We start from the raw sequence: 21,333 nt of genomic DNA on the forward strand, positions 1-21,333 counted from the left end.
GGTCAGCGCACGAGGCAGGGGCGCTTGTTGTCGAAGCGCCAGCCGGGGATCAGGCCCTGCATCGCCGCCGCGTCGTCCCGGGCTCCGAGCCCGTGGTCGCGGTAGAGGGCGTGGGCCGCCTCGACCTGCGTCCAGTCGATCTCGATGCCGAGCCCCGGCCGCTCCGGCACCCGCACCCGCCCGCCGCGGATCGCCAGCGGCTCCCGGGTGAGGCGCTGGCCGTCCTGCCAGATCCAGTGGGTGTCGATGGCGGTCACCCGGCCCGGGGCGGCGGCGGCCACATGGGTGAACATGGCCAGCGACACATCGAAATGGTTGTTCGAGTGCGAGCCCCAGGTCAGGCCGTGGTCGCGGCAGAGCTGCGCCACCCGCACCGCGCCGGCCAGCGTCCAGAAATGCGGGTCGGCCAGCGGGATGTCGACGGAGCCGAGCTGGATCGCGTGGTTCATCTGCCGCCAGTCGGTGGCGATCATGTTGGTGGCGGTGGGCAGGCCGGTGGCGCGGCGGAACTCCGCCATGATCTCGCGGCCCGAGAAGCCGTCCTCGGCCCCGCACGGGTCCTCGGCATAGGCGAGCACGTCGCCCTGCCCCTTGCAGAGCCGGATCGCCTCGGCGAGCGACCACGCCCCGTTCGGGTCGAGGGTGACGCGCGCCTGCGGGAAGCGCTCGTGGATCGCCGTGACGGCGGCGATCTCGTCCTCGCCGGCGAGCACGCCGCCCTTCAGCTTGAAGTCGTTGAAGCCGTAACGCTCGTAGGCCGCTTCCGCGAGGCGGGCGATGGCCTGCGGGGTCAGGGCCTCCTCGTCGCGCAGGCGCAGCCAGCCGTCGCGGGCCTCAGGGGCGCGGTAGGGCAGGTCGGTGCGGCGGCGGTCACCGACATAGAACAGGTAGCCCAGCATCTCGACGGCGTCGCGCTGCTGGCCCTCGCCGAGGAGGGCGGCCACCGGCACGTCGAGGAACTGGCCGAGCAGGTCGAGGAAGGCGGATTCGACCGCCGCGACCGCGTGGATCGTCACCCGCAGGTCGAAGGTCTGAAGGCCGCGCCCGCCGGAATCCCGGTCGGCGAAGCGCGTGCGCAGGGCGTTGAGCACGGCGTTCCAGGCGCCGATCGGCCGGCCGACGATCAGGTCGTGGGCCTCCTCCAGGGTCTGGCGGATACGCTCGCCGCCGGGCACCTCCCCCAGTCCGGTGGCGCCGGTCGAGTCGGTGAGCACCACGAGGTTGCGGGTGAAGAAAGGGCCATGCGCCCCCGACAGGTTGAGGAGCATCGCATCGCGCCCGGCCACCGGCACGACCGTCATCCCGGTGACGACCGGGGTGCGCGAGAGGCCGTGCGCGGCATCCGGCGCGGCGGGGCGGAGGGATTCGAGAATCATCGGCGTTCTCCCGGCGGACGGTGTCGGCCTCTGGCGGGCCGCTTTCCCCCGTTCTACTCGGGCTCTTCGATGACGGTCCAAGCCAAAGCCTGGATCGATCGATGCCCCATCGGCATCGATCGCGGGGGCCGTTTCCGGGCATGGCGCGGATTCTCGAACGCGGGTTAACGAGGCGCGTGCCAAGTGGCGTGCGTGGGTGCCGCAGCCCTGACGCTCATCTATCCCATTGACCCCCATTCGGAAGGCATGAGGAACGACCCGAGCGTTTGACGCTCGACAGCGCCACGCTGTTCGTCGCCTCCGTCGCGATCGATTTCGGCATCGCCCTCTATTTCCGGACACCTTGGCTCAGCCCGCGGAGCCAGCCGATCCATCGCTGGGCCCGCGGCCTCGGCCACCCACGCCCTGGCCGGCGGCTTCCTCTCCATGCTGCGGCCGGTCGGGCCCGACGGGGTCGCGGTCTGGGCCGCGCAGGTCTGCTTCATCCAGACCTTCGCTTTCCTCGTCGCGCCCGGACGCCCTGGCGTTCGGGCGCTGACGGCACGCCTCATCCCCAGCGACCCGGACCAGGACCGATGTTCCGGGCGTCCGGCGGAGGCCCGCCGCCCCACTGTGGCGGGGGCCATCGACGATGGCTCACCATCATCGCCGAGGGGTCTCATACCCAATCCGGTTGATCCCTTCGGGATGGGGGATTTGGGCTTCGCTCAAACGCCGCGCGGGCTGGACTGATCCGGGCTCCGCTTTGATCAAGCGGAGCCCGGATCAGGCGCCGCCCATCCCCGCGATGAGGCCGCGCAGGCCGGCGACGACCGGATTGTCGTGGTCGCGCCGCCAGGTCAGCATGAGTTCGGCCGGGCGCGGGCGCGGCAGGTCGAGGGGCCGGAAGGCCACGCCGTCGAAGCGCAGGCGCTCGGCCGCCGCGGGCACCAGCGCCGCCCCGAGCCCGGCCCGGACCAGCGCCAGGATCGAGTGGATCTGCGTCAGGCGCTGGCGCATGTCGGGCTGCACCCCGGCCTCGGCGAACAGGCCGAGCACGAGGTCGTGGAAGTAGTGCGCTTCCCCCGGCGCGTAGGCGATGAACGGCGCGCCCGCGAAATCGGTGGGCGTCAGACGCGCCCGTTCGGCGAGGGGGTGCTCCGCCGGCAGGGCCGCCACCATCGGCTCGGCCAGCGCCCGCACGGCCTCGAGCTCCGGATGCGTCGACGGCGGGCGGATCAGCCCGGCATCGATCTGGCCCGACAGCAGCCCCTCGACCTGATCCCGCGTCACCATCTCGCGCAGCACCAGGGTGACCTCGGGCAGGGCGGCCCGGCAGGCCGAGACGAGGCGAGGCAGGAAGTCGTAGGCCGAGGCCGCGGTGAAGCCGAGCTTGAGCACGCCGGAGCGCCCGGCGGCCACCTGCCGGGTCGTGTGGGTCGCGGTCTCGGTGAGCCGCAGGATGTGTTGGGCCTCCGGCAGGAAGCTGCGCCCCGCCGCCGTCAGCCGCACGGAGCGGCTGGTGCGATCGAGGAGCTGCACCTTGAGGACCCGCTCCAGCACCTGGATCTGCCGCGACAGCGGCGGCTGGGTCATGTTCAGCCGGGAAGCGGCGCGCCCGAAATGCAGCTCCTCGGCGACGGCGACGAAGCAGCGGAGCTGGCTGAAATCGAGCATCAACGTCCCCGTCCCGGGCTCCGCCGAGGCCAGGGCGCGGCCCTGACGACCCGCCGTCGGGCGCGCCCGTCGGGAGCCGGTTCGGTCTCGGAGGCCCGACACGGACTCTATCAGGTGATCGGGGCGGGGTTGAACAGGGTGAGGTCGTTGTAGAGGCCCCAATGGTCCGACCAGGGCCGCTTGCGTCCGCTCGCCACGTCGAGGATCAGCCGGAACAGCTCCCAGCCCATCTCCTCGATGGTGGCCGCGCCCGTGGCGATGCGGCCGGCGTCGAGATCGATCAGGTCGGACCAGCGCTCGGCGAGTTCGGTCCGGGTCGCGACCTTGATGACCGGCGCCTCGGCCAGGCCGTAGGGCGTGCCGCGCCCGGTCGCGAACACCTGCAACGTGATGCCGGAGGCGAGCTGGAGCGTGCCGCAGACGAAGTCGCTCGCCGGCGTCGCGGCGAAGATCAGGCCCTTTTCCCGCACCCGCTCACCCGGGGCGAGCACGCCGGCGATGGCGCTGCGGCCGGATTTGGCCACCGAGCCGAGGGCCTTCTCGACGATGTTGTTGAGCCCACCCCGCTTGTTGCCCGGCGACGGGTTGGCCCGGCGATCGGCTCCGCCCTTGGCGAGGTAGGCGTCGTACCACGCCATCTCGCGGATCAGCGCGTCGGCGACCTCCGGCGTGGCGGCCCGGGGCGTCAGGAGGTGGATCGCGTCGCGCACCTCGGTGACCTCGGAGAACAGCACGGTGGCGCCGCAGCGCACCAGCAGGTCGGCGGCAAAGCCCAGCGCCGGGTTGGCGGTGACGCCCGAGAAGGCGTCGCTGCCGCCGCATTGCAGCCCGACCACGAGGTCGGCGGCCGGGCAGGTCTCGCGGGTGCGCCGGTTCAGCACGGAGAGCCGCGCCTCGGCCATGGCCAGGATGCTCTCGATCATGCTGGCAAATCCCGCATGGCGCTCGTCCTGCAGGCGCACGACGCTCGCCGCGTCCTCGCCGCCCCCGCCCGCCTCGCGGCCGGGCAGGAGACGCTCGGAGACGAGCTTCTCGCAGCCTAAGCCCACCACCATGACCTCACCGCCGAAATTCGGGTTGCGGGCGAGGCTCTGGAGGGTGCGGATCGGGATCACCGCCTCGGGCGCGCCGATGGCGACGCCGCAGCCATAGGCGTGGGTGAGCCCGACCACGTCGTCGACGTTGGGAAAGCGCGGCAGCAGCTCCTGCTTGATGCGCCGGATCGCCACCGCGAGGGTGCCGGCGACGCATTGCACGCTGGTCGAGATCGCCAGCACGTTCTTGGTGCCGACGCTGCCGTCGGGGTTGCGGTAGCCCTCGAAGGTGTAGCCCTCGAGCGGGGGCAGGGGGGCGGGCACCCGGGTCGCCCGCTCCAGCCTGTCGAGGGCCGGGGCCTCCGGCGTCTCGACCCGGGATTCCTCGACCCAGGCCCCGCGGGGGATGGGCGCGCGGGCGAGGCCGACCACCTCGCCGTAGCGCCGCACCGGCGCGCCGCCCGGGATGTCGGCGAGCGCCACCTTGTGGCCCTGGGGCACGAACTCCGTCAGCGTCAGCCCATCGGGAAAGACCGTGCCGGCGGGCAGCCCGAAGGCGTTGACCACGATGGCGACGTTGTCGTCCGGGTGCAGGCGGATGGTGCGGGGGGCATCCCCCGTGACGGGGGACTGGGTGTCGGGGGACTGGGTGTCGGGCGACGGGGACTGGGTGTGTGCGAGCATGATCGCCTCCCTTCAGCGCAGCTCGACGCGGCGGATCTCGCCGACCACGGCGAGGTAGCAGAACACCGCCACGAGGGCGTTGAGCCCGACGAAGACGAGGGCGCCGTTGAACGAGCCGGTCTGCTGGACGATGTAGCCGATGACGATCGGCGTGGTGATGCCGGCGGTGTTGCCGAAGGTGTTGAACAGCCCGCCCGACAGGCCGCCGCTCTGGCGCGGCGAGGTGTCGGACACGACCGCCCAGCCCAGCGCGCCGATGCCCTTGCCGAAGAAGGCCAGCGCCATCAGGCCGACCACCACGGCATCCGCCTGGACGTAGTTGCAGCCGATGATGCTCATCGACAGGAGCATGCCGGAGACGATCGGGACCTTGCGCGCCACGGTGAGCGAATATCCGCGCTTCAGCAGCATGTCGGAGATGACGCCACCGAGGATGCCGCCGATGAAGCCGCACAGCGCCGGGAGCACGGCGGCGAAGCCGGCCTGGAGGATCGACAGGCCGCGCTCCTTCACGAGGTAGACCGGAAACCACGTGAGGAAGAAGTAGGTCAGGGTCGTGATGCAGTACTGGCCGACATAGATGCCGAGCAGCATCCGATTGCCGAGGAGCTGGCGCAGGGTGGTCCAGGTGTTGCCGGCCTCGGTCGCGTCCTTGCGCCCGTCCATGTCGAGCAGCGCGCCGCCGGTCTCGAGATAGTCCCGCTCGGCCTGGTTGATGCCCGGATGGTCCTTCGGCCCGAACACGACCTGGGTCCAGAGCAGCGCGAAGGCGATGCCGAGCGCCCCCATCAGGGTGAAGACGTGGTGCCAACCGAAATGGTGCACCACCCAGGCCATGAGCGGGGTGAACAGCACGGTGGCGAAGTACTGCGCCGAGTTGAAGAAGGCCGAGGCCATGCCGCGCTCGCGGGTGGGGAACCACGCGGCGGTGATGCGGGCATTGGCGGGGAAGACCGGCGCCTCGGCGAGCCCCACGGCCAGCCGCAGCGCGAACAGCAGCGCCACGGCGGTGAAGCCGGTGAAGAAGCCCACCGCGCCCTGGATCAGGGTGAAGGCCGACCACAGGAAGATCGCCGCGGCATAGACCCATTTGACGCCGTAGCGGTCGAGCAGCCAGCCGCCCGGCACCTGGGCGAGGACGTAGGACCACGCGAAGGCCGAGAAGACGTAGCCCATTTGGACCGCGTCGAGGCCGAGATCCTTCGCCAGGGCCGGACCGGCGATCGAGATCGTCGCCCGGTCGGCGTAATTGATGGTGGTGGCGGCAAACAGCATCAGGACGATGGTGAGCCGCACGCGGCTGCGCCTCGCCGCGGTCATGGCCAGACCGGCGCTCATGGGCGTTCTCCCTCGGGCAGGCCGCCCGGCTCGTACCGTGGCGGGCATCGGCCGTTCTCGGACCAGCCCCTCTTCGGGAGCGGTCGGCGGCCTTATGCGAGGATCAGCCTAGGAGCGTGCCGGGCCAGGGGTCCAACTCAAAGCCTGGATGGATCGATGCCGAACCTGCATCGATCCGCCGGGTTCGCCGACCGGATCGCGTGTCGGAGCACCGACCCCGACGGTCGATGCCGGCGCGGACAAGGCCGCGGCCTCAGGGCCGGAAGCCCTCGAACACCATCTGGTCGGCATGGGCCTGGGCCAGCGCCCGCTGCTCGGGGGTGCGCACCGTCCAGGTCATCACCGGCATGTTCCCGAGCCGGCGGCACAGATAGGGCACCGGACCCGGCAGGTCGCCGACGCGCCAGGACAGGAAGTCCGGCCGGCTCTCGTGGAGATGGAGCAGGCCGGCGAGTTCCGTGCGCAGCGACGGGCTCAGCGCCGCGTAGGAGGGATCGTCCTGGCTCGCCTCCGCGACGATGCCGCGGGGGACGGACGGCGCGATCTCGGCCAGCGTCGCGACGATGCCGGGATCGAACGACTTGATCGCGATCGGGGCGTCGAGCCCCGCGACGATGGCGGCGGTGCGGCGGGCGAGGCGATGGTCACCGTCGAAGCGGCTCTTGACCTCGACGATCACCGGCACGCGGCCGGCGATGCGGGCGAGAAACGCCGTCAGGGTCGGGACGCGCTCGCCGGTGCCCATCACCGTCAGGGTGGCGAGATCCGCCGCGCTGCGGGCCTCGATCGCCCCCTCCGCCCCGGTGAGGCGCCCCAACGTGGCGTCGTGGAACACCATCGCCTCGCCGTCGGCGCTGATCTGCACGTCGCACTCGATGGCGAAGCCGGCCGCCACGGCGGCCTCCGCGGCGGCCAGCGTGTTCTCCGGGATGCCGGCGGCGCGGTCGTGCAGGCCGCGATGGGCGATCGGGCGCGCCGTCAGCCAGGCGGGGGCGTTGGGCGCAGGGCTCACGCGACCTCGAACATCGCCTCGACCTCGACCGCGGCGTCGAGGGGGAGTTCGGCGACGCCGACGGTCGAGCGGGCGTGGCGCCCGCGATCGCCGAGCACCGCGACCATGAGGTCGGAGGCGCCGTTCATGATGGGCGCCAGACCGGCGAAGGTCGGCACGGCGTTGATGAAGCCGCCGAGCCGCAGGCATTGCACGACGCCGCGGTCGAGATCGCCCACCGCCGCCTCGACCTGGGCGAGCACGTTGAGGGCGCAGAGCCTGGCCGCCTCGATCCCGGCCTCGGGCGCGATCTCGGCGCCCAGCTTGCCTTTGTGGGCATCGCTGAGCTTGCCGTCGGGCCCGAAGCAGATCTGGCCGGAGATGATCACGAGGTTGCCCGAGCGCACGAACGGCACGTAGTTCGCCACTGGCGCGGCGGCCTTGGGCAGGGTGAGGCCGAGCGCCTTCAGGCGTTCCTTGACCGAGTTCATGGGCCGTGGGTCTCCCGTTTCGGTTGATGACCGGCGTCTCAGCACGGTCGCCGGGCGCGACGCAAGGGGCATTCCGGACGGCGGCCGACGGTTCGAGGCCCCGCGGCCGGGAAGGGGAAGAGGGAAGGGGAAGACCCGGCCCGGGGATCCGTCCGGGATGCCGGATCCGGGGCCGGTTGCTCCGATCGTCCGCTGACCCGCCTTTGTCCGAGCACCGGCGCCCCGCTCCGATGGTCGATCGGCTCGGCGGACCTCCGCTCACACCGCCGCCGCATCCTCGGCCTGCGCCTCCGGGCGGCTGTGGGAAAAATCAAAGCGCAGGTCGGCATGCGCCACGGTGGCCGGGCGGTGGGCGACGATGAGGCGGGTCATGCGCAGGTCGCGGAGCGCGGCGGCGATGAGGGCCTCGGTGGGTTCGTCCAGCGCGCTCGTCGCCTCGTCGAGGAACAGGATTTCGGGGCGCCGGTAGAGGGCGCGGGCCAGGATCACCCGCTGGCGCTGCCCGCCCGAGAGGGTCGATCCCATGTCGCCGACCAGGGTCTCGAAGCCCATCGGCGTGCGGGCGATGTCCTCCAGGATCGCGGCGCGGGCGGCGCATTCGCGGATCCAGCCGGGATCGGGCCGCTCGTCGAAACAGGCGATGTTCTCACTGATCGAGCCCGCGAACAGCCCGTCGTCCTGCATCACACCCGCGATGCGCCCGCGATAGGCGGCCGTGGCGCCCGCGCGGATGTCGCGTCCGTCGACGAGCACCGCGCCCTCGCTCGGGGCGATCAGGCCCATCATCACCCGCATCACGCTGCTCTTGCCGCAGCCCGAGGGACCGGTGATGGCGAGGCTCATCCCCGCCGGCACGGAGAGGCCGAGATCGCGGAACACCCAGGGCTCGTCGGCGCCGTAGCGCAGGGACAGGCCCACCGCCCGCAGGGCCGCGCCCCGCAGGGCGCCGCCAGCGAGGGCAGGGGCGGCAAGGGGAGAGGCAGCAACGGAAGAGGCGGCGACGGACGCGGCCTCGGCCTCCGGCGGGGCGGGCGCGGGGACCGGCAGCGTCACCGCGGCCTCCTCGGGCTCCGTCAGGACGATGTCGGCGAGGCGGTCGGTCTGGACGTTGAGCATCCGGAGCTGGAACCCCGCCTGCATCAGGTTGCCGATGCGGGCCGAGAACTGGTCGCGATAGGCCAGGAAGGCCACCAGCATGCCAAGCGACATCGATTGGTCGATGACGGCGCCGGCGCCCAGAACGAGCAGCACGAGCCGGTCGGCCCCGGCCAGGAACTCGTGGCCGCGCCCGAACACGAGGTCGAGCCGCTGGAGCCGCAGCCGCGCGTTCAGCGCCTGGACGAACTGGTTCATCCACACGCCGCGGCGGCGCTCGCGCAGGTTCAGGAGCTTGACGCTCGCCATGCCGCGCACGGTCTCGATGAAGTGGCTCTGCTGGCGCGCCTCCGCGACGAGCGCCTCCTCGGTGCCCTCGCGATAGGCCTTGTAGGCGATGAGGCGGAGCCCCGCATGGAGCGTCGTCGAGGCGAGGGCGACCAGCGCCAGCCAGCCGCCATAGACGAACAGCATGATCAGCATGCCGACCGACATGAGGCCGTCGAGCGCCGCCTGGATGAGATCGGTGGTGAGCCCCTTCTGGATGGTCGCGAGCGAGCCGAACCGGGAGATCACGTCGCCGACATGGCGCTTCTGGAAGTAGTCGAGCGGCAGGCGCGACAGGTGGTCGAACAGCGAGCCCGACCATTGGTAGTTCAGCTTCGAGCCGGTGAGCATGATCGCCCAGGTGCGGGTGACGCCCAGACCCAGTTGCAGCAGGAGCAGCAGGGCGAGCCCGAGGCCGACCACGAGCAGGAGGTCGCGGTCGCCGTTCACGATCACCTCGTCGATGACGATCTGCGAGGCGATCGGCATCAGGATCGAGACGAGTTCGATGCCGAGCGACAACGCCAGGATCTGCGCCATCGCCCCCCGGATGCCGGTGAGCCCCCGGAACAGGTCGGCGATCCCGAAGCGGCGCTCCGCCTTCTCGCGCACGAAACTCTGGTTCGGCTGGACCTCCAGCGCCACGCCGGTGAACTCGCGCGAGACCTCCGCGAGGCTCAGGGCGCGGCGGCCCCGGGCGGGATCGTGGATGACGACGTCGCGGCGGCGCACCTCGGCCAGCACCACGAAGTGGTTGAGGCCCCAATGCAGGATGCAGGGGGCGCGCAGCCGGCGAAGATCGGTGAGCTCGACCCGCAGCGCCCGGGCCGAGAGGCCCATCGTGCCCGACAGGTCGATGAGGTTGCGCAACGTCATGCCCTTGAGCGAGAGGGCGTGGCGGGCGCGCATCGTGCCGAGATCGACCGCGCGGCCGTGATAGCCTAGCACCATGGCGAGGCACGCCATGCCGCATTCGGCCGCCTCCGCCTGGAGCAGGACCGGCAGGCGCCGGCCGAAGCCGAACTTGAGATCCGCGATGAGGCTCACCGGCCGCCTCCGTCCGTGACGAGATCGACGCTGCGCTTCACCCGATAGAGCGGGTCGAGGAGCCAGCGGTAGAGCGGGCGCTTCTCCAGGGCGATGTCGGCCTCGACGCGCATGCCGGCCTCCAGCCGCCGGGGTTCGCCATAGGCGATCACGCTGTCCGCGTCGGGCCTGACGACGATGCGGTAGACGCCGCCGCTCGCCCGCTTCGCCGGGTCCTTGCCCGGATCGGGGGCGGCGCCGTCGTCCTCCAGCGGCGCGCGGGTCACCTCGGTGACCCGGCCGCCATAGAGGCCGAAGCGCTGGAATGGGAAGGCGGCGTAGCGCAGCATCACGGTCGCGCCCGGCTCGATGAAGCCGATGGCCGAGGAATCGACGTAGAGGTTGGCCTGCAGCCGCCCCTCGCTCGGCAGCAGCGTCAGCAGGCTCGCGCCCGCCGCCACCGTCTGCCCGGCCTGCGCCCGGATCGAGGTGAGGATCCCGCGCTCCGGCGCGCGCACCTCGATGGCCCGGCGCGCCTCGCTCTCGGCCCTCTGCTGCTCGAGCTGCGCCGCCGTGCGGTCGAGCTCCGCGAGGTCCCGCGCCAGGGTCTCGTCATAGGTGGCGAGCTTGGCCTTCAGCTCGCCGAGCTTACCGGCCACCTGCAGGCCGCCCTGGCGGAACTGGGCGAGCTGCGAGGTCGCCTGGAGATAGAGGTAGTTCTGGCTCTGGAAGTCGGCGGCCCGGGCAAATCCCCGGGCGACCGCGTCGGCGAGCTCCTCGGCGCGGGCCTTGAGCGGGGGCACCAGCTTCTCCTGAAGGGCGACCTGCTCGGCGACGCGCTCGCCCTGCTCCGCCAGATTGGCGATCTGCTCCTGCAGGCCCCGCTTCTCGGCCGCCGCCATGGCGGCGCGGGCCGTGCGCTGGCGCTCGACGCTGTCGCGCTGGCGGGCGAGTTGGGCGATCACCCGCTCCTGGGTCGGGCCCGAGGCCGAGACCGCGTCGAGGTCGATGGTGAAGAGGAGCTGGCCACGCTCGACCCGGTCGCCCTCCCTGGCGCCCGAGGCGCTGACCCGGCCGGCGAGCGGGCTCGCCACGGTGATGAGCCCGACATCGGGGGCGAGCAGCCCGTCGGCATGGACGCGGCGGGTATAGGTGCCGAGCCACGCGTAAAGGGCGACCGCGGCGACGAAGACGAGGCAGAGCAAGACCACGATCCGAACCGGCAGCGGCTGGACGATCTGCGCCTCGCCGAGCCACGCGCTGCGGCGCGCCTCGGCGACCTCCTGGCGGAAAAGCGGCTTGCTCACCGCCCGTCTCCCCGGGTGACGCCCCCACCCTCAAGAGGTGCGTTGTTCTGTCGCAACTTCACGGTAAACTCCATTTTTTTCAATTTGTTAGATGGGACAAAGGGGGTCGCCGCGCCCCGCCCCGATCGCAGGTCAATTTTTGATCCCGCGCCCCCGCCGCCGCGACATTCCGTCCAGGCGCTCCGAGGGGGCGGCGTCCTCGTCCGGTGCGGCCGTGCGAGGGCAAAATATGTCCACCCGGCCGACCGCCGCGCCCTCTCGATCCGAACTCCTCAAGAGCACGCCTTGCCTCCCGCAACATTATCCCTAACTTTCCTAGCAGGGCGGCACATCGATGCCGTTCTTAATCCACAGGAAGACAAAAACATAGAACGTCTTTCTCAGTATTGAGCCATACGCAGGAGAAAAACCATGCAGCAGAACATTGACACCATCCGTGAGCTCGATGCTGCGGAGCTGGATCAGGTCGGCGGCGGTCTCACTCTCGGTGTCGGCCTCGATCTCAGCAGCGAACTCGGCGCCGTCTCCGGTGTGATCGACCAGGTCGGCGGGCTCGTCGGCGGAACCCTCGACAAGGTTCTCGGTGCCGTCGGCGGCCTGCTCGGCGGACTTCTCGGCAAGTAAGCGCGGCCCCTCCCTAAGGGTCTCGCACGGCGCCCGATCACCGGCCGTCCCCGCACCGGGTGCGATGGCGTGACGGGGGCTTTGCGAGGAAGCGCGATTCGGACCGCTGTCCGCGGGCGCGGTGATCGTCACCGCGCCCGCGGGTTTTCGGAATGGCGCCGCCTCGCGCCCCCGTTTCCCTCCCGTGACCCGGCGGGCCCGGTCGCTTCCCGGCCCGAAATCCCTTCCCCGAGCGACGCCGCGCCACCGAAGACGGTTCGCGCGCGACAACGGGCGTGTCTCCGACAGCGGCATTCCCCCTGCGCAGCGCCTCGCTCGGGCCTCGGCACAGGCCACGCCCCTGAGTGAGCACGACCGTCTCCGGGCGCAGGGGCCCGCCCGGGCGCGGGGCCCGGATCCCCCGATGCGCGCGCCATGTCGTCGAGCGCCCTGCGTCGCGACGCTCCGGACGGCCGCGCCGCGACCGCTCCTGTTGTCACCCGATCCTCGCCCACCCGCCGTTCCGCGTTTTCTGCAGGATGCGCCAGCGCCCTCGCACCCATGCGCAGCGACCAATTGAGCGGTGGCCATTTGGACCGCGAACGGGCGGCCAGTCCCGACGGAACGGATCGCCCGAATTCCCGTTCTAAACTTACATATGTTTGTTCTTGCATCGGGCTCCGGGCCGCTCCCGAAGCCCGCAGCCAAACGGGGGTATCAAACGACGACGCTCCGGGAGAGCGGACCGCCACGGCCTTGTCTCGAGAGCGAAATCCCGAGAGCGAAATCCCAAGAGCGACGTCCCAAGAGCGACGTCCCAAGAGCGACCGGGGATCGTGAGATCCGCCGAGGCGCCGCGAATGATCCGGGAGCGATGCGAACCATGAGCGTGCCCTTCGCCACCGCCTGCGTGCAGGGAGAACTGAGCGCCCCGCCCGACACGATCTTCGGTCAGATCGCGGCCGGCGGCGTCGACGGTCTCGCCTTCATCGATTACGCCTATCGCTCGCCCGGCCAGAGTACGCACAGCGTCGGCGGCTTGCTCGTCGGCACGTGGCACGGCGCGCCGCGCACCCGCCTCACCTTCTCCCGCGAGACCCCGGACGGGGGCGAGGCGGTCGAGGAATGGGCGGGGGAGACCTTCGTCCAGCGCGGGCCGGGCTATGCCGGGACGACGCGCTGGAGCGGCACCTACCGGGCCCGCTACCTCGTCTTCACGCCGGGCGCGGTCGAGCGGATGACCGAGATCCCCCTGGAGCGGGCCGGGATCGCCTCGACCACCCGCCCCCTCTCCGAGCGGATGACCGTGTTCCACCTGCTGGCCGCCCTGGGCCAGGAGGCCCACCGGCCGGGGAGCGGATCCGGAAGCGGCGGACCGGCCGACGCGCTCCTCCTCGACAGCGTCGGCCTCGCCGTGCTGCGGGCCTCCGGGGCGATCCCGGCCGACGGCGCCCGCCGCAGCGCGGCGCTGACCCGCCGGCAGGCGGCCCGGATCCGCGACCTCGTCGCCGCCCGGATCGGCACGCCGCTGTCCCTCAGCGAGATGGCGGAGGCCGCGGGCCTGAGCGAGGGGTATTTCGTGCGCGCCTTCAAGGGCTCCTTCGGGGTGACGCCCTATCAATACGTCCTGCGCGAGCGGGTGGCTCTGGCCCAGTCGCTGATCCGCTCGGGAACGGTCTCGCTCAGCGAGGCGGCGGCCCGCTCGGGCTTCCCCGACGCGCGACGCATGGGCCGCACCTTCCGCAAGGTCACCGGGCGCTCGCCCACCGCCGCCGCCCGCCTGCGCCGAGCCTGACCCGGCGACGGGCCTGACGCGCCCGGACAAGATGAGCCGGCAACAGGGGCAGGATCCTCCGCGAGGGCGGTGCGATTCCTTCCCTGCCCGCCGGGCGCGACATTGACAGACAGACCCCCTTCCATAGTAATCGCCCCGTGCCGCCCGCTCCCCGAGGCGGCACTTTCTTTTGGACCCCTCGTTCGGACCAAGCCCGAGGAACCGGATGCCCGCGACCTCCGCCCTTCTGCCGACCTATGCCCGCGCGCCGCTCGCCTTCGAGCGCGGCGAGGGCGCCTGGCTCGTGACGGAGAGCGGCGAGCGATATCTCGATTTCGGTGCCGGCATCGCGGTCAACGCCCTCGGCCACGCCCACCCGCATCTGGTCGAGGCCCTGACCACCCAGGCGCAGAAGCTCTGGCACACCTCGAACCTGTTCCAGATCCCGCAAGGGGAGCGGCTCGGGGCGCGGCTGGTGGCGGCGACCTTCGCGGACGTGGCGTTCTTCGCCAATTCCGGCGCGGAGGCGAACGAGGCCGCCATCAAGATGGCGCGCAAGTACCACGCCGCGGGCGGCCACCCGGAGCGCTACCGCATCGTCACCTTCGAGGGCGCGTTCCACGGCCGGACGCTGGCGACCATCGCGGCGGGGGGGCAGCAGAAATACATCGACGGCTTCGGTCCCAAGGTCGAGGGCTTCGACCAGGTGCCGGTCGGCGACTTCGACGCGCTGGAGGCCGCCATCGGCCCCGAGACCGCCGCCCTGATGATCGAGCCGATCCAGGGGGAGGGGGGCCTGCGGGTGATCCCGGGCGAGACCCTGCGGCGGCTGCGGCGCCTGTGCGACGAGCACGATCTGCTCCTCGTCATGGACGAGGTCCAGACCGGCGTCGGGCGCACCGGCCGGTTCTTCGCGCATGAGTGGTCGGGGGTGACCCCCGACATCATGAGCGCGGCCAAGGGCATCGGCGGCGGCTTCCCCCTCGGCGTCTGCCTCGCGACCGCCGAGGCCGCCCGCGGGATGACGGCGGGCAGCCACGGCACCACCTTCGGCGGCAACCCGCTCGCCATGGCGGTCGGCAACGCCGTGCTCGACGTGGTGCTCGGCGACGGCTTCCTGGCCCATGTCGAGCAGATGGGCCTGCTGCTCGGGCAGAAGCTCGCGGGGCTGATCGACCGGCACCCGCATGTCTTCTCCGAGATCCGCGGACAGGGGCTGATGCGCGGCCTCAAGCTCAACCTGCCCAACACCGAGTTCGCAGCGGCCGCCCGCGCACGGCACTTGCTCGTGATCCCGGCGGGCGACAACGTGGTCCGGCTCCTGCCTCCGCTGATCGTCGGCGGGGCGGAGGTGGATGAGGCCGTGGCGCGGCTGGAGGCTGCGGCGACCGACCTGGAGGCGCAGATGCGCGGTGCGGCCTGAGGGCCTTTCCCCTGACGCGCCGAGCGGCGCGTCAGGCCCCCCCAGCCGCCTCGCGAGCGAAGATTCGATGAGCACGACCCTGAACGGCAGCGGGCGCCAAGCCCCCCCCACCGACATCCGCCACTTCCTCGATCTGAAGGACTTCTCCGGCGAGACCCTGCGCGGCATCCTCGATTCCGCCGCCGCCATCAAGCGCGCGCGCGTGAAGGGGCGGCGGGCGGACGAGCGCCCGCTCACCGGCAAGACGCTGGCGATGGTGTTCGACCGGCCCTCGACCCGCACCCGCGTCTCGTTCGACATCGGCATGCGCGAGCTCGGCGGCGACACCCTGATGCTCACCGGCAAGGAGATGCAGCTCGGCCGCGGCGAGACGGTGGCCGACACGGCCCGGGTGCTCTCGCGCTTCGTCGACGCGATCGTGATCCGCACCCTCGACCACGCGCTGATGCTCGAACTCGCCGAGCACGCCGAGGTGCCGGTCATCAACGCCCTGACCAAGGTCTCGCATCCCTGCCAGATCATGGCCGACATCATGACCTTCGAGGAACATCGCGGGCCGATCCGGGGCCGCACGGTCGCGTGGTCGGGCGATGCCAACAACGTGCTGGCGAGCTGGGTCCACGCCGCGGCCCGCTTCGACTTCACCCTCACCGTCGCCGCCCCCGAGGAGCTGGCGATGCCGCCCGCCCTCGTGGCCTGGGCCGAGCGCGAGGGCGCGCGGGTCACCGCCACCACCGACGCCGCCGCGGCGGTCGCGGGGGCCGACGCCGTCGTGACCGATTGCTGGGTCTCGATGGGCGATGCCGACGAGCATTTCCGTCACAACCTGCTCGCCCCCTACCGGGTCGACGCGGCGCTGATGGCGAAGGCCGCCAAGGACGCGATCTTCCTGCATTGCCTGCCGGCCCATCGCGGCGAGGAAGTCACCGCCGAGGTCATCGACGGACCGCAATCGGTGGTGTTCGACGAGGCCGAGAACCGGCTCCATGCGCAGAAGGGCATTCTGGCCTGGTGCCTGGGGGAAGCGGGCTAGGGCCCGGAGCCGCGTCACGGGGATCGAATCCGGGACGCCGCACTGAGATCATCGGTCCGCGCCGGCTCTGTCCCGAGAGCCGGCGTTTCCGTTTCCGGCGGATGGCGCGCCCATCCGGAGCGCCCCCGGGGACCGGGCGCGCGACCCGAACGGGGTGAGCGACCACGAAAAAGGGCGGCCCCTCGCGGGAGCCGCCCTCGTCCCGGGATCCGGACCCGATCAGTTGCTGGCGAGGTGCGGGACCGGATCGACCGGGGTCGCGCCCTTGCGGATCTCGAAATGGAGCTGGGGCGAGGTCACGTTGCCGGTCGCGCCGGACTTGGCGATCGTCTGGCCGCGGCGGACCTTCTCGCCGGGGCGCACGTCGAGCTCCCCGTTATGGGCGTAGGCCGAGACGTAGCCATTGGTGTGCCGCACCAGCACGAGCTTGCCGTAGCCCTTCACGTCCGAACCCGCATAGGCCACCGTGCCGTCCTCGGCCGCCTTGACCGGCGTGCCCTCGGGCACGGCGATGTTGATGCCCTCGTTGCCGCCCGTGCCGTAGCCGTTGATGATGCGGCCCTTGGCCGGCCAGCGGAACGACTCGGCCGTCTGCGCCGGGGCCGCCGGAGCCGCCACCGGGGCGGTCGCCTCGGCGCTCGCGACCTTCACCGTCGGCGCGGGCGCGGACGCGGCGGCCTGCCGGGTCTCGCGATCCTTGGCCTCCTTCGCTTCCTTGGCGGCGGTGGCCTTGGCGGCCGATTCCGCGGCGCGGGCCTCGGCGAGCTTCTTGGTGGCGTCCGCCTTGGCCTGACGGGCTTCGGCCTCGGCCTTGCGGGCGGCCTCGGCCTCCGCGCTCTTGCGGGCTTCGGCCTTCGGATCGGCCTTCGCCTCGGACTTCGCCTCCGATTTGGTCTCGACCTTGGCGGTCTGGCCGGGACGGACATGCTTCTTGGCGTCGGCGAGCTTGGACTCGGCCTTCTTGGCCTCGGCCTCCGCGGCCTTCTTGGCCTCGACCGCCTTCTTCACGTCGGCGAGCTTCTTCGTTTCCGCGACCTTGGCGGCGGCAGCCTTCTCGGCGATCTTGGCCTCCGCGATCTTGGCCTCCGCGATCTTGGCCTCCGCGGCCTTCACGACGGCCGCCTGACGCTCGGCTTCGCGCTTGGCCTCAGCCGCCTTCTCGGCCGCCCGCTCCGCCGCCTTGGCCGCGACAGCCTCGGCCGCCTTTCGTTCGGCCGCCCGCTCCGCGGCCTTCTCGGCGGCCTTGTCGATCGGCTTGCCGAACTGGAGCCGGGGGGCCGGCGCCGGGGCGGAGGCGCGCGGCGTCATCGCGCGGCCCGCATCCGGGTTCATGCCGGCGACCGCGCCGATGGGCTCCGCCGTCGCCACCCGGGCGGCGGCGGGCGTCGGGCTCGGGCCGAGGGCGGTGGGACGGGGCGACAGGGCCGGGGCGGGCAGCGCCTGGGACTGCACGCGGGGCGTGCGGATCGCCGGGGTGGAGGCCAGATCCCCCTCCGCGCCTTCGTCCGGCAGGCTGCCGGTGGCCGAAGGCTCGCCCGCCAGCGACGAGAACGGATTGGTGAAGGGATCGCCGAGACGCGACGCATCCGACGAGCAGGCGGCCGCGCCACCGCCGATCATTCCGATGAGGGCGAAGCGCGACAGCGTCCTCAAGCCCAGAACTGAACCCCGAACCCGCATCGACGCACCCGTTCAACACTGACGCAACCTGATGCCCGCATTCAAACGGGATTCAGGTTAAGCATCCGTTCCCGCGGGCCCTTCGACGATCCGATTTGCGGGGGCCGGGCGCCGGTTGCGGCTCTCAGGACACGCGGGCCCGGCCCGGGGTGAGCGGTCCGAGCCGCAGCACCGGCCCCTCCGTGCGGGCCGGCGGGCCGTCCCCCTCCCGGGCCAGCCCGACGAGGCGGCTGCCGCGGGCGCTCCGGAGAGCGGCCACCATCCGCCCGCCGGGGGCGAGGGCGTCCGTGAGGTGCGGCGGCAGCGCGTCGAGGGCGCCGTTGACGAGGATGCGGTCGAAGGTTTGGCCCCCGAGGCCGTCCGGCGCGAGCCCGTCGGCGACCTCCACCGTGGCGTCGTTGAGGCTCGCCCCCAGCCGGTCGCGGGCGGCGCGGGCGAGGGCGCCGTAGCGCTCCAGGCTGCGCACATGGCCGGCCCCGAGCCGCACCAGGAGGGCGGTGACGTAACCCGAGCCGGTGCCGATCTCCAGCACCCGGGCCTCCGCCCGCAGGTCGAGGGCGCCGAGCATCGCGGCGACCACGGAGGGCGCCGTCATGGTCTGACCATGCGGCAGCGGCAGGGCGATGTCGCGGGCGGCGTGGTCGCGCAGGGCCGGCGGCACGAAATGCTCCCGCGGCACCCGCTCCATCGCCCGCAGCACCGCGGTGTCGCGCACGCCCCGCTCGCGCAGGCGCAGCACGAAGGCGGCGCTGCCGATCGCCCGGGTCAGCCCGTCCGCATCGTCGGACGCATTCGTCCCGGGCGGGCCGCGGCTCACGTCCCAAGCACCGTCATGCCGCGACGGGCCTCATGCGCCGAAGGCCTGGGCGAAGCGGGTCAGCTCCGGCTCGTCGGTGAGGTCGAGCCGCAGCGGCGTCACGGAGATGCGGTTCTCGGCGATGGCCTTCAGGTCCGAGCCGTTGCCGGGCTCGAACCGGGCCTTGGCGAAGGCGAGCCAGAAATAGGGGTTGCCGCGCCCGTCATGGCGGGCGTCGATCTGCAGGAGCGCCTGATTGCGCTGCCCCTGCGCGGCCACCGCCACGCCCTGCACGTCCCCGGGCTCGCAATCCGGGAAGTTCACGTTGACGAGGATGCCGGGCTCGATGCCGATCTCCAGGATCCTGCGGATCACCCCCGGCCCATGCGTCGCCGCGCAGGCCCATTTGAGGTTCGCCCGCCCGCCCGCGCCGTAGGCCTGGCTCAGGGCGATCGAGCGCACGCCGAGGATGGTGCCCTCCATGGCGCCGGCGATGGTGCCCGAATAGGTCACGTCTTCGGCGACGTTCTGCCCGCGGTTGACCCCCGACAGGACGAGGTCCGGCCGATGGTCCTTGAGGATGTGGGCGATGCCCATGATGATGCAGTCGGAGGGCGTGCCCTTCACCGCGAAGCGGGTCTCGGCGATCTGGCGCAGGCGCAGGGGATCGTTGAGCGAGAGCGAATGCGAGACGCCCGACTGATCGGTCTCGGGCGCCACCACCCACACGTCGTCGGAGAGGGCGCGGGCGATGCCCTCCAGCGTCTCCAGGCCCGGCGCGTGGATGCCGTCGTCGTTGGTGACCAGAATGCGCATCAGTTCTTCGGTCCCTCGATCCGGTTCAGGCCACCCATGTAGGGCTGGAGCACCGACGGGATCGTGACGCTGCCGTCGGGGTTCTGGTAGTTCTCCATCACGGCGATGAGCGCCCGCCCGACGGCGACGCCCGAACCGTTCAGGGTGTGGACGAAGGCCGGCTTGCCGTCCTTGCCCCGGAAGCGCGCGTTCATCCGCCGCGCCTGGAAGTCGCCGCAGACCGAGCAGGACGAGATCTCGCGATAGGTCTGCTGGCCCGGCACCCAGACCTCGATGTCGTAGGTCTTTTGGCTCGCAAAGCCCATGTCGCCGGTGCACAGCGTCATGACCCGGTAGGTCAGGTCGAGCTTTTGCAGGACCGTCTCGGCGCAGGCGAGCATGCGCTCGTGCTCCTCCGCCGATTTTTCGGGGGCCGTGATCGAGACCAGCTCGACCTTGTTGAACTGGTGCTGGCGCAGCATGCCGCGGGTGTCGCGCCCCGCCGCCCCGGCCTCCGCGCGGAAGCAGGGGGTGAGGGCGGTGAAGCGCAAGGGGAGTTCGTCCTCGGCGAGGATGCTTTCGCGCACAAGGTTGGTCAGGGGGACTTCGGCTGTCGGGACGAGCCAGTAGCCGTCGCCCGCGGCGAACTGATCCTCGCGGAACTTCGGCAATTGCGCCGTGCCGAACATCGCCTCGTCGCGCACGAGGATCGGCGGCGCCACTTCCAGATACCCGTGCTCGCCGGTGTGCAGGTCGAGCATGAACTGGCCGAGCGCCCGCTCCAGCCGGGCGAGCTGGCCTTTGAGCACCACGAAGCGCGAGCCCGAGAGCTTGGCCGCGGCCTCGAAATCCATCAGCCCGACGGCCTCGCCGAGCTCGAAATGCTGGCGCCCCTCCGACAGTGTTTCGCGGGAGGATTCGAAGCGGCGATACTCGACGTTGCCGTGCTCGTCGGCGCCCTCGGGCACCTCCGCCTTGGGCCGGTTCGGGATCGCGGCGAGCCGCGCGTCGAGGGTCTTGCCGGCCTCGGCTTGGGCCGCGTCGAGGCCCGGCGCCTCGTCCTTGAGACGGGCGACCTCGGCCATCAGCTCGGCCGCGCGGGCCTCGTCGCGTGCCTTCTTGGCGCCGCCGATCTCCTTGGACAGCGCGTTGCGCCGCTCCTGATTGGCCTGCGCCGCCGAGACCGCGCCCTTGCGGGCATCGTCGAGGGCGATCAGCTCGGCCGACAAGGGCGCGAGGCCGCGTCGAGACAGATCGCGGTCGAAGTCCTGCGGGTTCTCGCGGATGGCGCGGATGTCGTGCATGGGCGGCTCTCGCAGGCTCGGACGGGCCCGCTTTGCCGCATCGCCCCCGGCACGACAAGAGCGGCCAAGGGGACGGCCACCAGGACGGCCACCGGGGCGCTCGATGCAGGCCCCGGGGCAGGCGCCCCGGAGCCGCATTCGGACAAGATTACTTGATCAGCTTGACCAGCGCCTTGCCGGCCTTGCTGCGCAGCTCCTTGGCATCGAGCGTGCCGTCGTTGTCCGGGTCGGCCGCCTTGAACAGGCTCTCGACCACGGCGAGGTACTCGGTCTTGTCGAGGGTGCCGTCGTTGTCCGGATCGGCGCTCTTGATCTGGCGCGCGGTCAGGATGCCCTTCAGCTCCCGCTTGTCGAGGGTGCCGTCCTTGTCCGGGTCGAGGGCGTCGAACTTGGCCGAGGCCGCGGCCTGGACCTCCTTGAGGTCGAGGGTGCCGTCCTTGTCGGGATCGAAGGCGGCGATGAGCGCGCTCGTCTGGGCGAAGGCGGGGCTCAGGCCGGCGGCCGGCAGGAGGAGGGCGAGGGCGAGCGCGGCGCTGCGGGTGAGGGTCATACGGGATCGCTCCGAAAAATCGGCCGTCGTGCGGCGGGCCACGCTAGCAG

17 protein-coding genes are annotated in these 21,333 nt (G+C 71.7%); 4 read left to right on the plus strand and 13 right to left on the minus strand.

The genetic code is table 11. The annotated features are described in order from the left end of the window. Positions 1-2 precede the first annotated feature (2 nt). The 8 genes from gudD to LW587_RS13780 form a co-directional block, all read right to left on the minus strand. Positions 3-1,376 carry a glucarate dehydratase gene (gene gudD, locus LW587_RS13745; protein ID WP_232630152.1) on the minus strand — a complete coding sequence of 458 codons (1,374 nt, stop codon included), beginning with the start codon at positions 1,374-1,376 and terminating at the stop codon, positions 3-5. A 765-nt stretch (positions 1,377-2,141) separates the two neighbouring features. Continuing rightward, positions 2,142-3,032, minus strand: coding sequence for a LysR substrate-binding domain-containing protein (locus tag LW587_RS13750; protein ID WP_232630153.1), 891 nt, complete (start codon positions 3,030-3,032; stop codon positions 2,142-2,144). Positions 3,033-3,142: 110 nt separating this feature from the next. Continuing rightward, positions 3,143-4,750, minus strand: coding sequence for a galactarate dehydratase (gene garD / locus LW587_RS13755; protein ID WP_232630154.1), 1,608 nt, complete (start codon positions 4,748-4,750; stop codon positions 3,143-3,145). A gap of 12 nt (positions 4,751-4,762) precedes the next feature. Next, complete coding sequence (locus LW587_RS13760) at positions 4,763-6,088, minus strand: MFS transporter (RefSeq protein WP_232630155.1); 1,326 nt, start codon at positions 6,086-6,088, stop codon at positions 4,763-4,765. 253 nt (positions 6,089-6,341) lie between these two features. Continuing rightward, positions 6,342-7,100: a glycerophosphodiester phosphodiesterase family protein gene (locus LW587_RS13765; RefSeq protein WP_232630156.1), complete on the minus strand. Its 759-nt coding sequence runs from the start codon at positions 7,098-7,100 to the stop codon at positions 6,342-6,344. Continuing rightward, entirely contained in the window at positions 7,097-7,570 is a 474-nt protein-coding gene (locus LW587_RS13770; RefSeq protein WP_232630157.1) for a RidA family protein, read from the minus strand. Before LW587_RS13770 ends, LW587_RS13765 begins: the two co-directional genes overlap by 4 nt. Before the next feature lie 258 nt (positions 7,571-7,828). Continuing rightward, complete coding sequence (locus LW587_RS13775) at positions 7,829-10,039, minus strand: peptidase domain-containing ABC transporter (protein ID WP_232630158.1); 2,211 nt, start codon at positions 10,037-10,039, stop codon at positions 7,829-7,831. Further along, on the minus strand, positions 10,036-11,325 hold the full coding sequence (locus tag LW587_RS13780; protein WP_232630159.1) for an HlyD family secretion protein: 1,290 nt from the start codon (positions 11,323-11,325) through the stop codon (positions 10,036-10,038). Before LW587_RS13780 ends, LW587_RS13775 begins: the two co-directional genes overlap by 4 nt. A 411-nt stretch (positions 11,326-11,736) precedes the next feature. Here LW587_RS13780 and LW587_RS13785 point away from each other — a divergent pair, with 411 nt between their 5' ends. The 4 genes from LW587_RS13785 to argF all read left to right on the plus strand — a co-directional run bounded on the left by LW587_RS13785 (position 11,737) and on the right by argF (position 16,158). Further along, positions 11,737-11,949: a hypothetical protein gene (locus tag LW587_RS13785; RefSeq protein ID WP_232630160.1), complete on the plus strand. Its 213-nt coding sequence runs from the start codon at positions 11,737-11,739 to the stop codon at positions 11,947-11,949. A gap of 862 nt (positions 11,950-12,811) precedes the next feature. Next, entirely contained in the window at positions 12,812-13,723 is a 912-nt protein-coding gene (locus LW587_RS13790) for a helix-turn-helix domain-containing protein (RefSeq protein ID WP_232630161.1), read from the plus strand. A gap of 205 nt (positions 13,724-13,928) precedes the next feature. After that, positions 13,929-15,125, plus strand: a complete 1,197-nt coding sequence (locus tag LW587_RS13795) for an aspartate aminotransferase family protein (RefSeq protein ID WP_232630162.1) — start codon at positions 13,929-13,931, stop codon at positions 15,123-15,125. A 67-nt stretch (positions 15,126-15,192) separates the two neighbouring features. Beyond that, entirely contained in the window at positions 15,193-16,158 is a 966-nt protein-coding gene (gene argF, locus LW587_RS13800) for an ornithine carbamoyltransferase (protein WP_232630163.1), read from the plus strand. A gap of 219 nt (positions 16,159-16,377) precedes the next feature. On the opposite strand, the gene LW587_RS13805 is transcribed toward argF, so the two are convergent. The 5 genes from LW587_RS13805 to LW587_RS13825 form a co-directional block, all read right to left on the minus strand. Then, on the minus strand, positions 16,378-17,838 hold the full coding sequence (locus LW587_RS13805; RefSeq protein ID WP_232630164.1) for a M23 family metallopeptidase: 1,461 nt from the start codon (positions 17,836-17,838) through the stop codon (positions 16,378-16,380). Between the two features lie 124 nt (positions 17,839-17,962). Then, complete coding sequence (locus LW587_RS13810) at positions 17,963-18,655, minus strand: protein-L-isoaspartate O-methyltransferase family protein (RefSeq protein ID WP_232630165.1); 693 nt, start codon at positions 18,653-18,655, stop codon at positions 17,963-17,965. Positions 18,656-18,685: 30 nt separating this feature from the next. Next, complete coding sequence (surE, locus tag LW587_RS13815; RefSeq protein WP_232630166.1) at positions 18,686-19,450, minus strand: 5'/3'-nucleotidase SurE; 765 nt, start codon at positions 19,448-19,450, stop codon at positions 18,686-18,688. Next, complete coding sequence (gene serS / locus LW587_RS13820; RefSeq protein ID WP_232630167.1) at positions 19,450-20,733, minus strand: serine--tRNA ligase; 1,284 nt, start codon at positions 20,731-20,733, stop codon at positions 19,450-19,452. Before serS ends, surE begins: the two co-directional genes overlap by 1 nt. Before the next feature lie 148 nt (positions 20,734-20,881). Continuing rightward, positions 20,882-21,283 (minus strand): EF-hand domain-containing protein, encoded by a 402-nt coding sequence (locus LW587_RS13825; RefSeq protein ID WP_232630168.1) that lies wholly within the window; start codon positions 21,281-21,283, stop codon positions 20,882-20,884. Positions 21,284-21,333: the final 50 nt, after the last annotated feature.

This window comes from Methylobacterium sp. Leaf118 (assembly GCF_920984675.1).
In the GTDB taxonomy this organism is placed as follows: Bacteria; Pseudomonadota; Alphaproteobacteria; order Rhizobiales; family Beijerinckiaceae; genus Methylobacterium.

Excerpts from the sequence above, each read along its gene's own strand:
- LW587_RS13785 (WP_232630160.1), top strand. The coding sequence starts at position 11,737 with ATGCAGCAGAACATTGACACCATCCGTGAGCTCGATGCTGCGGAGCTG.
- LW587_RS13805 (WP_232630164.1), bottom strand. The coding sequence starts at position 17,838 with ATGCGGGTTCGGGGTTCAGTTCTGGGCTTGAGGACGCTGTCGCGCTTC.
- serS (WP_232630167.1), bottom strand. The coding sequence starts at position 20,733 with ATGCACGACATCCGCGCCATCCGCGAGAACCCGCAGGACTTCGACCGC.
- surE (WP_232630166.1), bottom strand. The coding sequence starts at position 19,450 with ATGCGCATTCTGGTCACCAACGACGACGGCATCCACGCGCCGGGCCTG.
- LW587_RS13760 (WP_232630155.1), bottom strand. The coding sequence starts at position 6,088 with ATGAGCGCCGGTCTGGCCATGACCGCGGCGAGGCGCAGCCGCGTGCGG.
- LW587_RS13770 (WP_232630157.1), bottom strand. The coding sequence starts at position 7,570 with ATGAACTCGGTCAAGGAACGCCTGAAGGCGCTCGGCCTCACCCTGCCC.
- gudD (WP_232630152.1), bottom strand. The coding sequence starts at position 1,376 with ATGATTCTCGAATCCCTCCGCCCCGCCGCGCCGGATGCCGCGCACGGC.
- argF (WP_232630163.1), top strand. The coding sequence starts at position 15,193 with ATGAGCACGACCCTGAACGGCAGCGGGCGCCAAGCCCCCCCCACCGAC.
- LW587_RS13825 (WP_232630168.1), bottom strand. The coding sequence starts at position 21,283 with ATGACCCTCACCCGCAGCGCCGCGCTCGCCCTCGCCCTCCTCCTGCCG.
- LW587_RS13795 (WP_232630162.1), top strand. The coding sequence starts at position 13,929 with ATGCCCGCGACCTCCGCCCTTCTGCCGACCTATGCCCGCGCGCCGCTC.
- garD (WP_232630154.1), bottom strand. The coding sequence starts at position 4,750 with ATGCTCGCACACACCCAGTCCCCGTCGCCCGACACCCAGTCCCCCGAC.
- LW587_RS13750 (WP_232630153.1), bottom strand. The coding sequence starts at position 3,032 with ATGCTCGATTTCAGCCAGCTCCGCTGCTTCGTCGCCGTCGCCGAGGAG.
- LW587_RS13790 (WP_232630161.1), top strand. The coding sequence starts at position 12,812 with ATGAGCGTGCCCTTCGCCACCGCCTGCGTGCAGGGAGAACTGAGCGCC.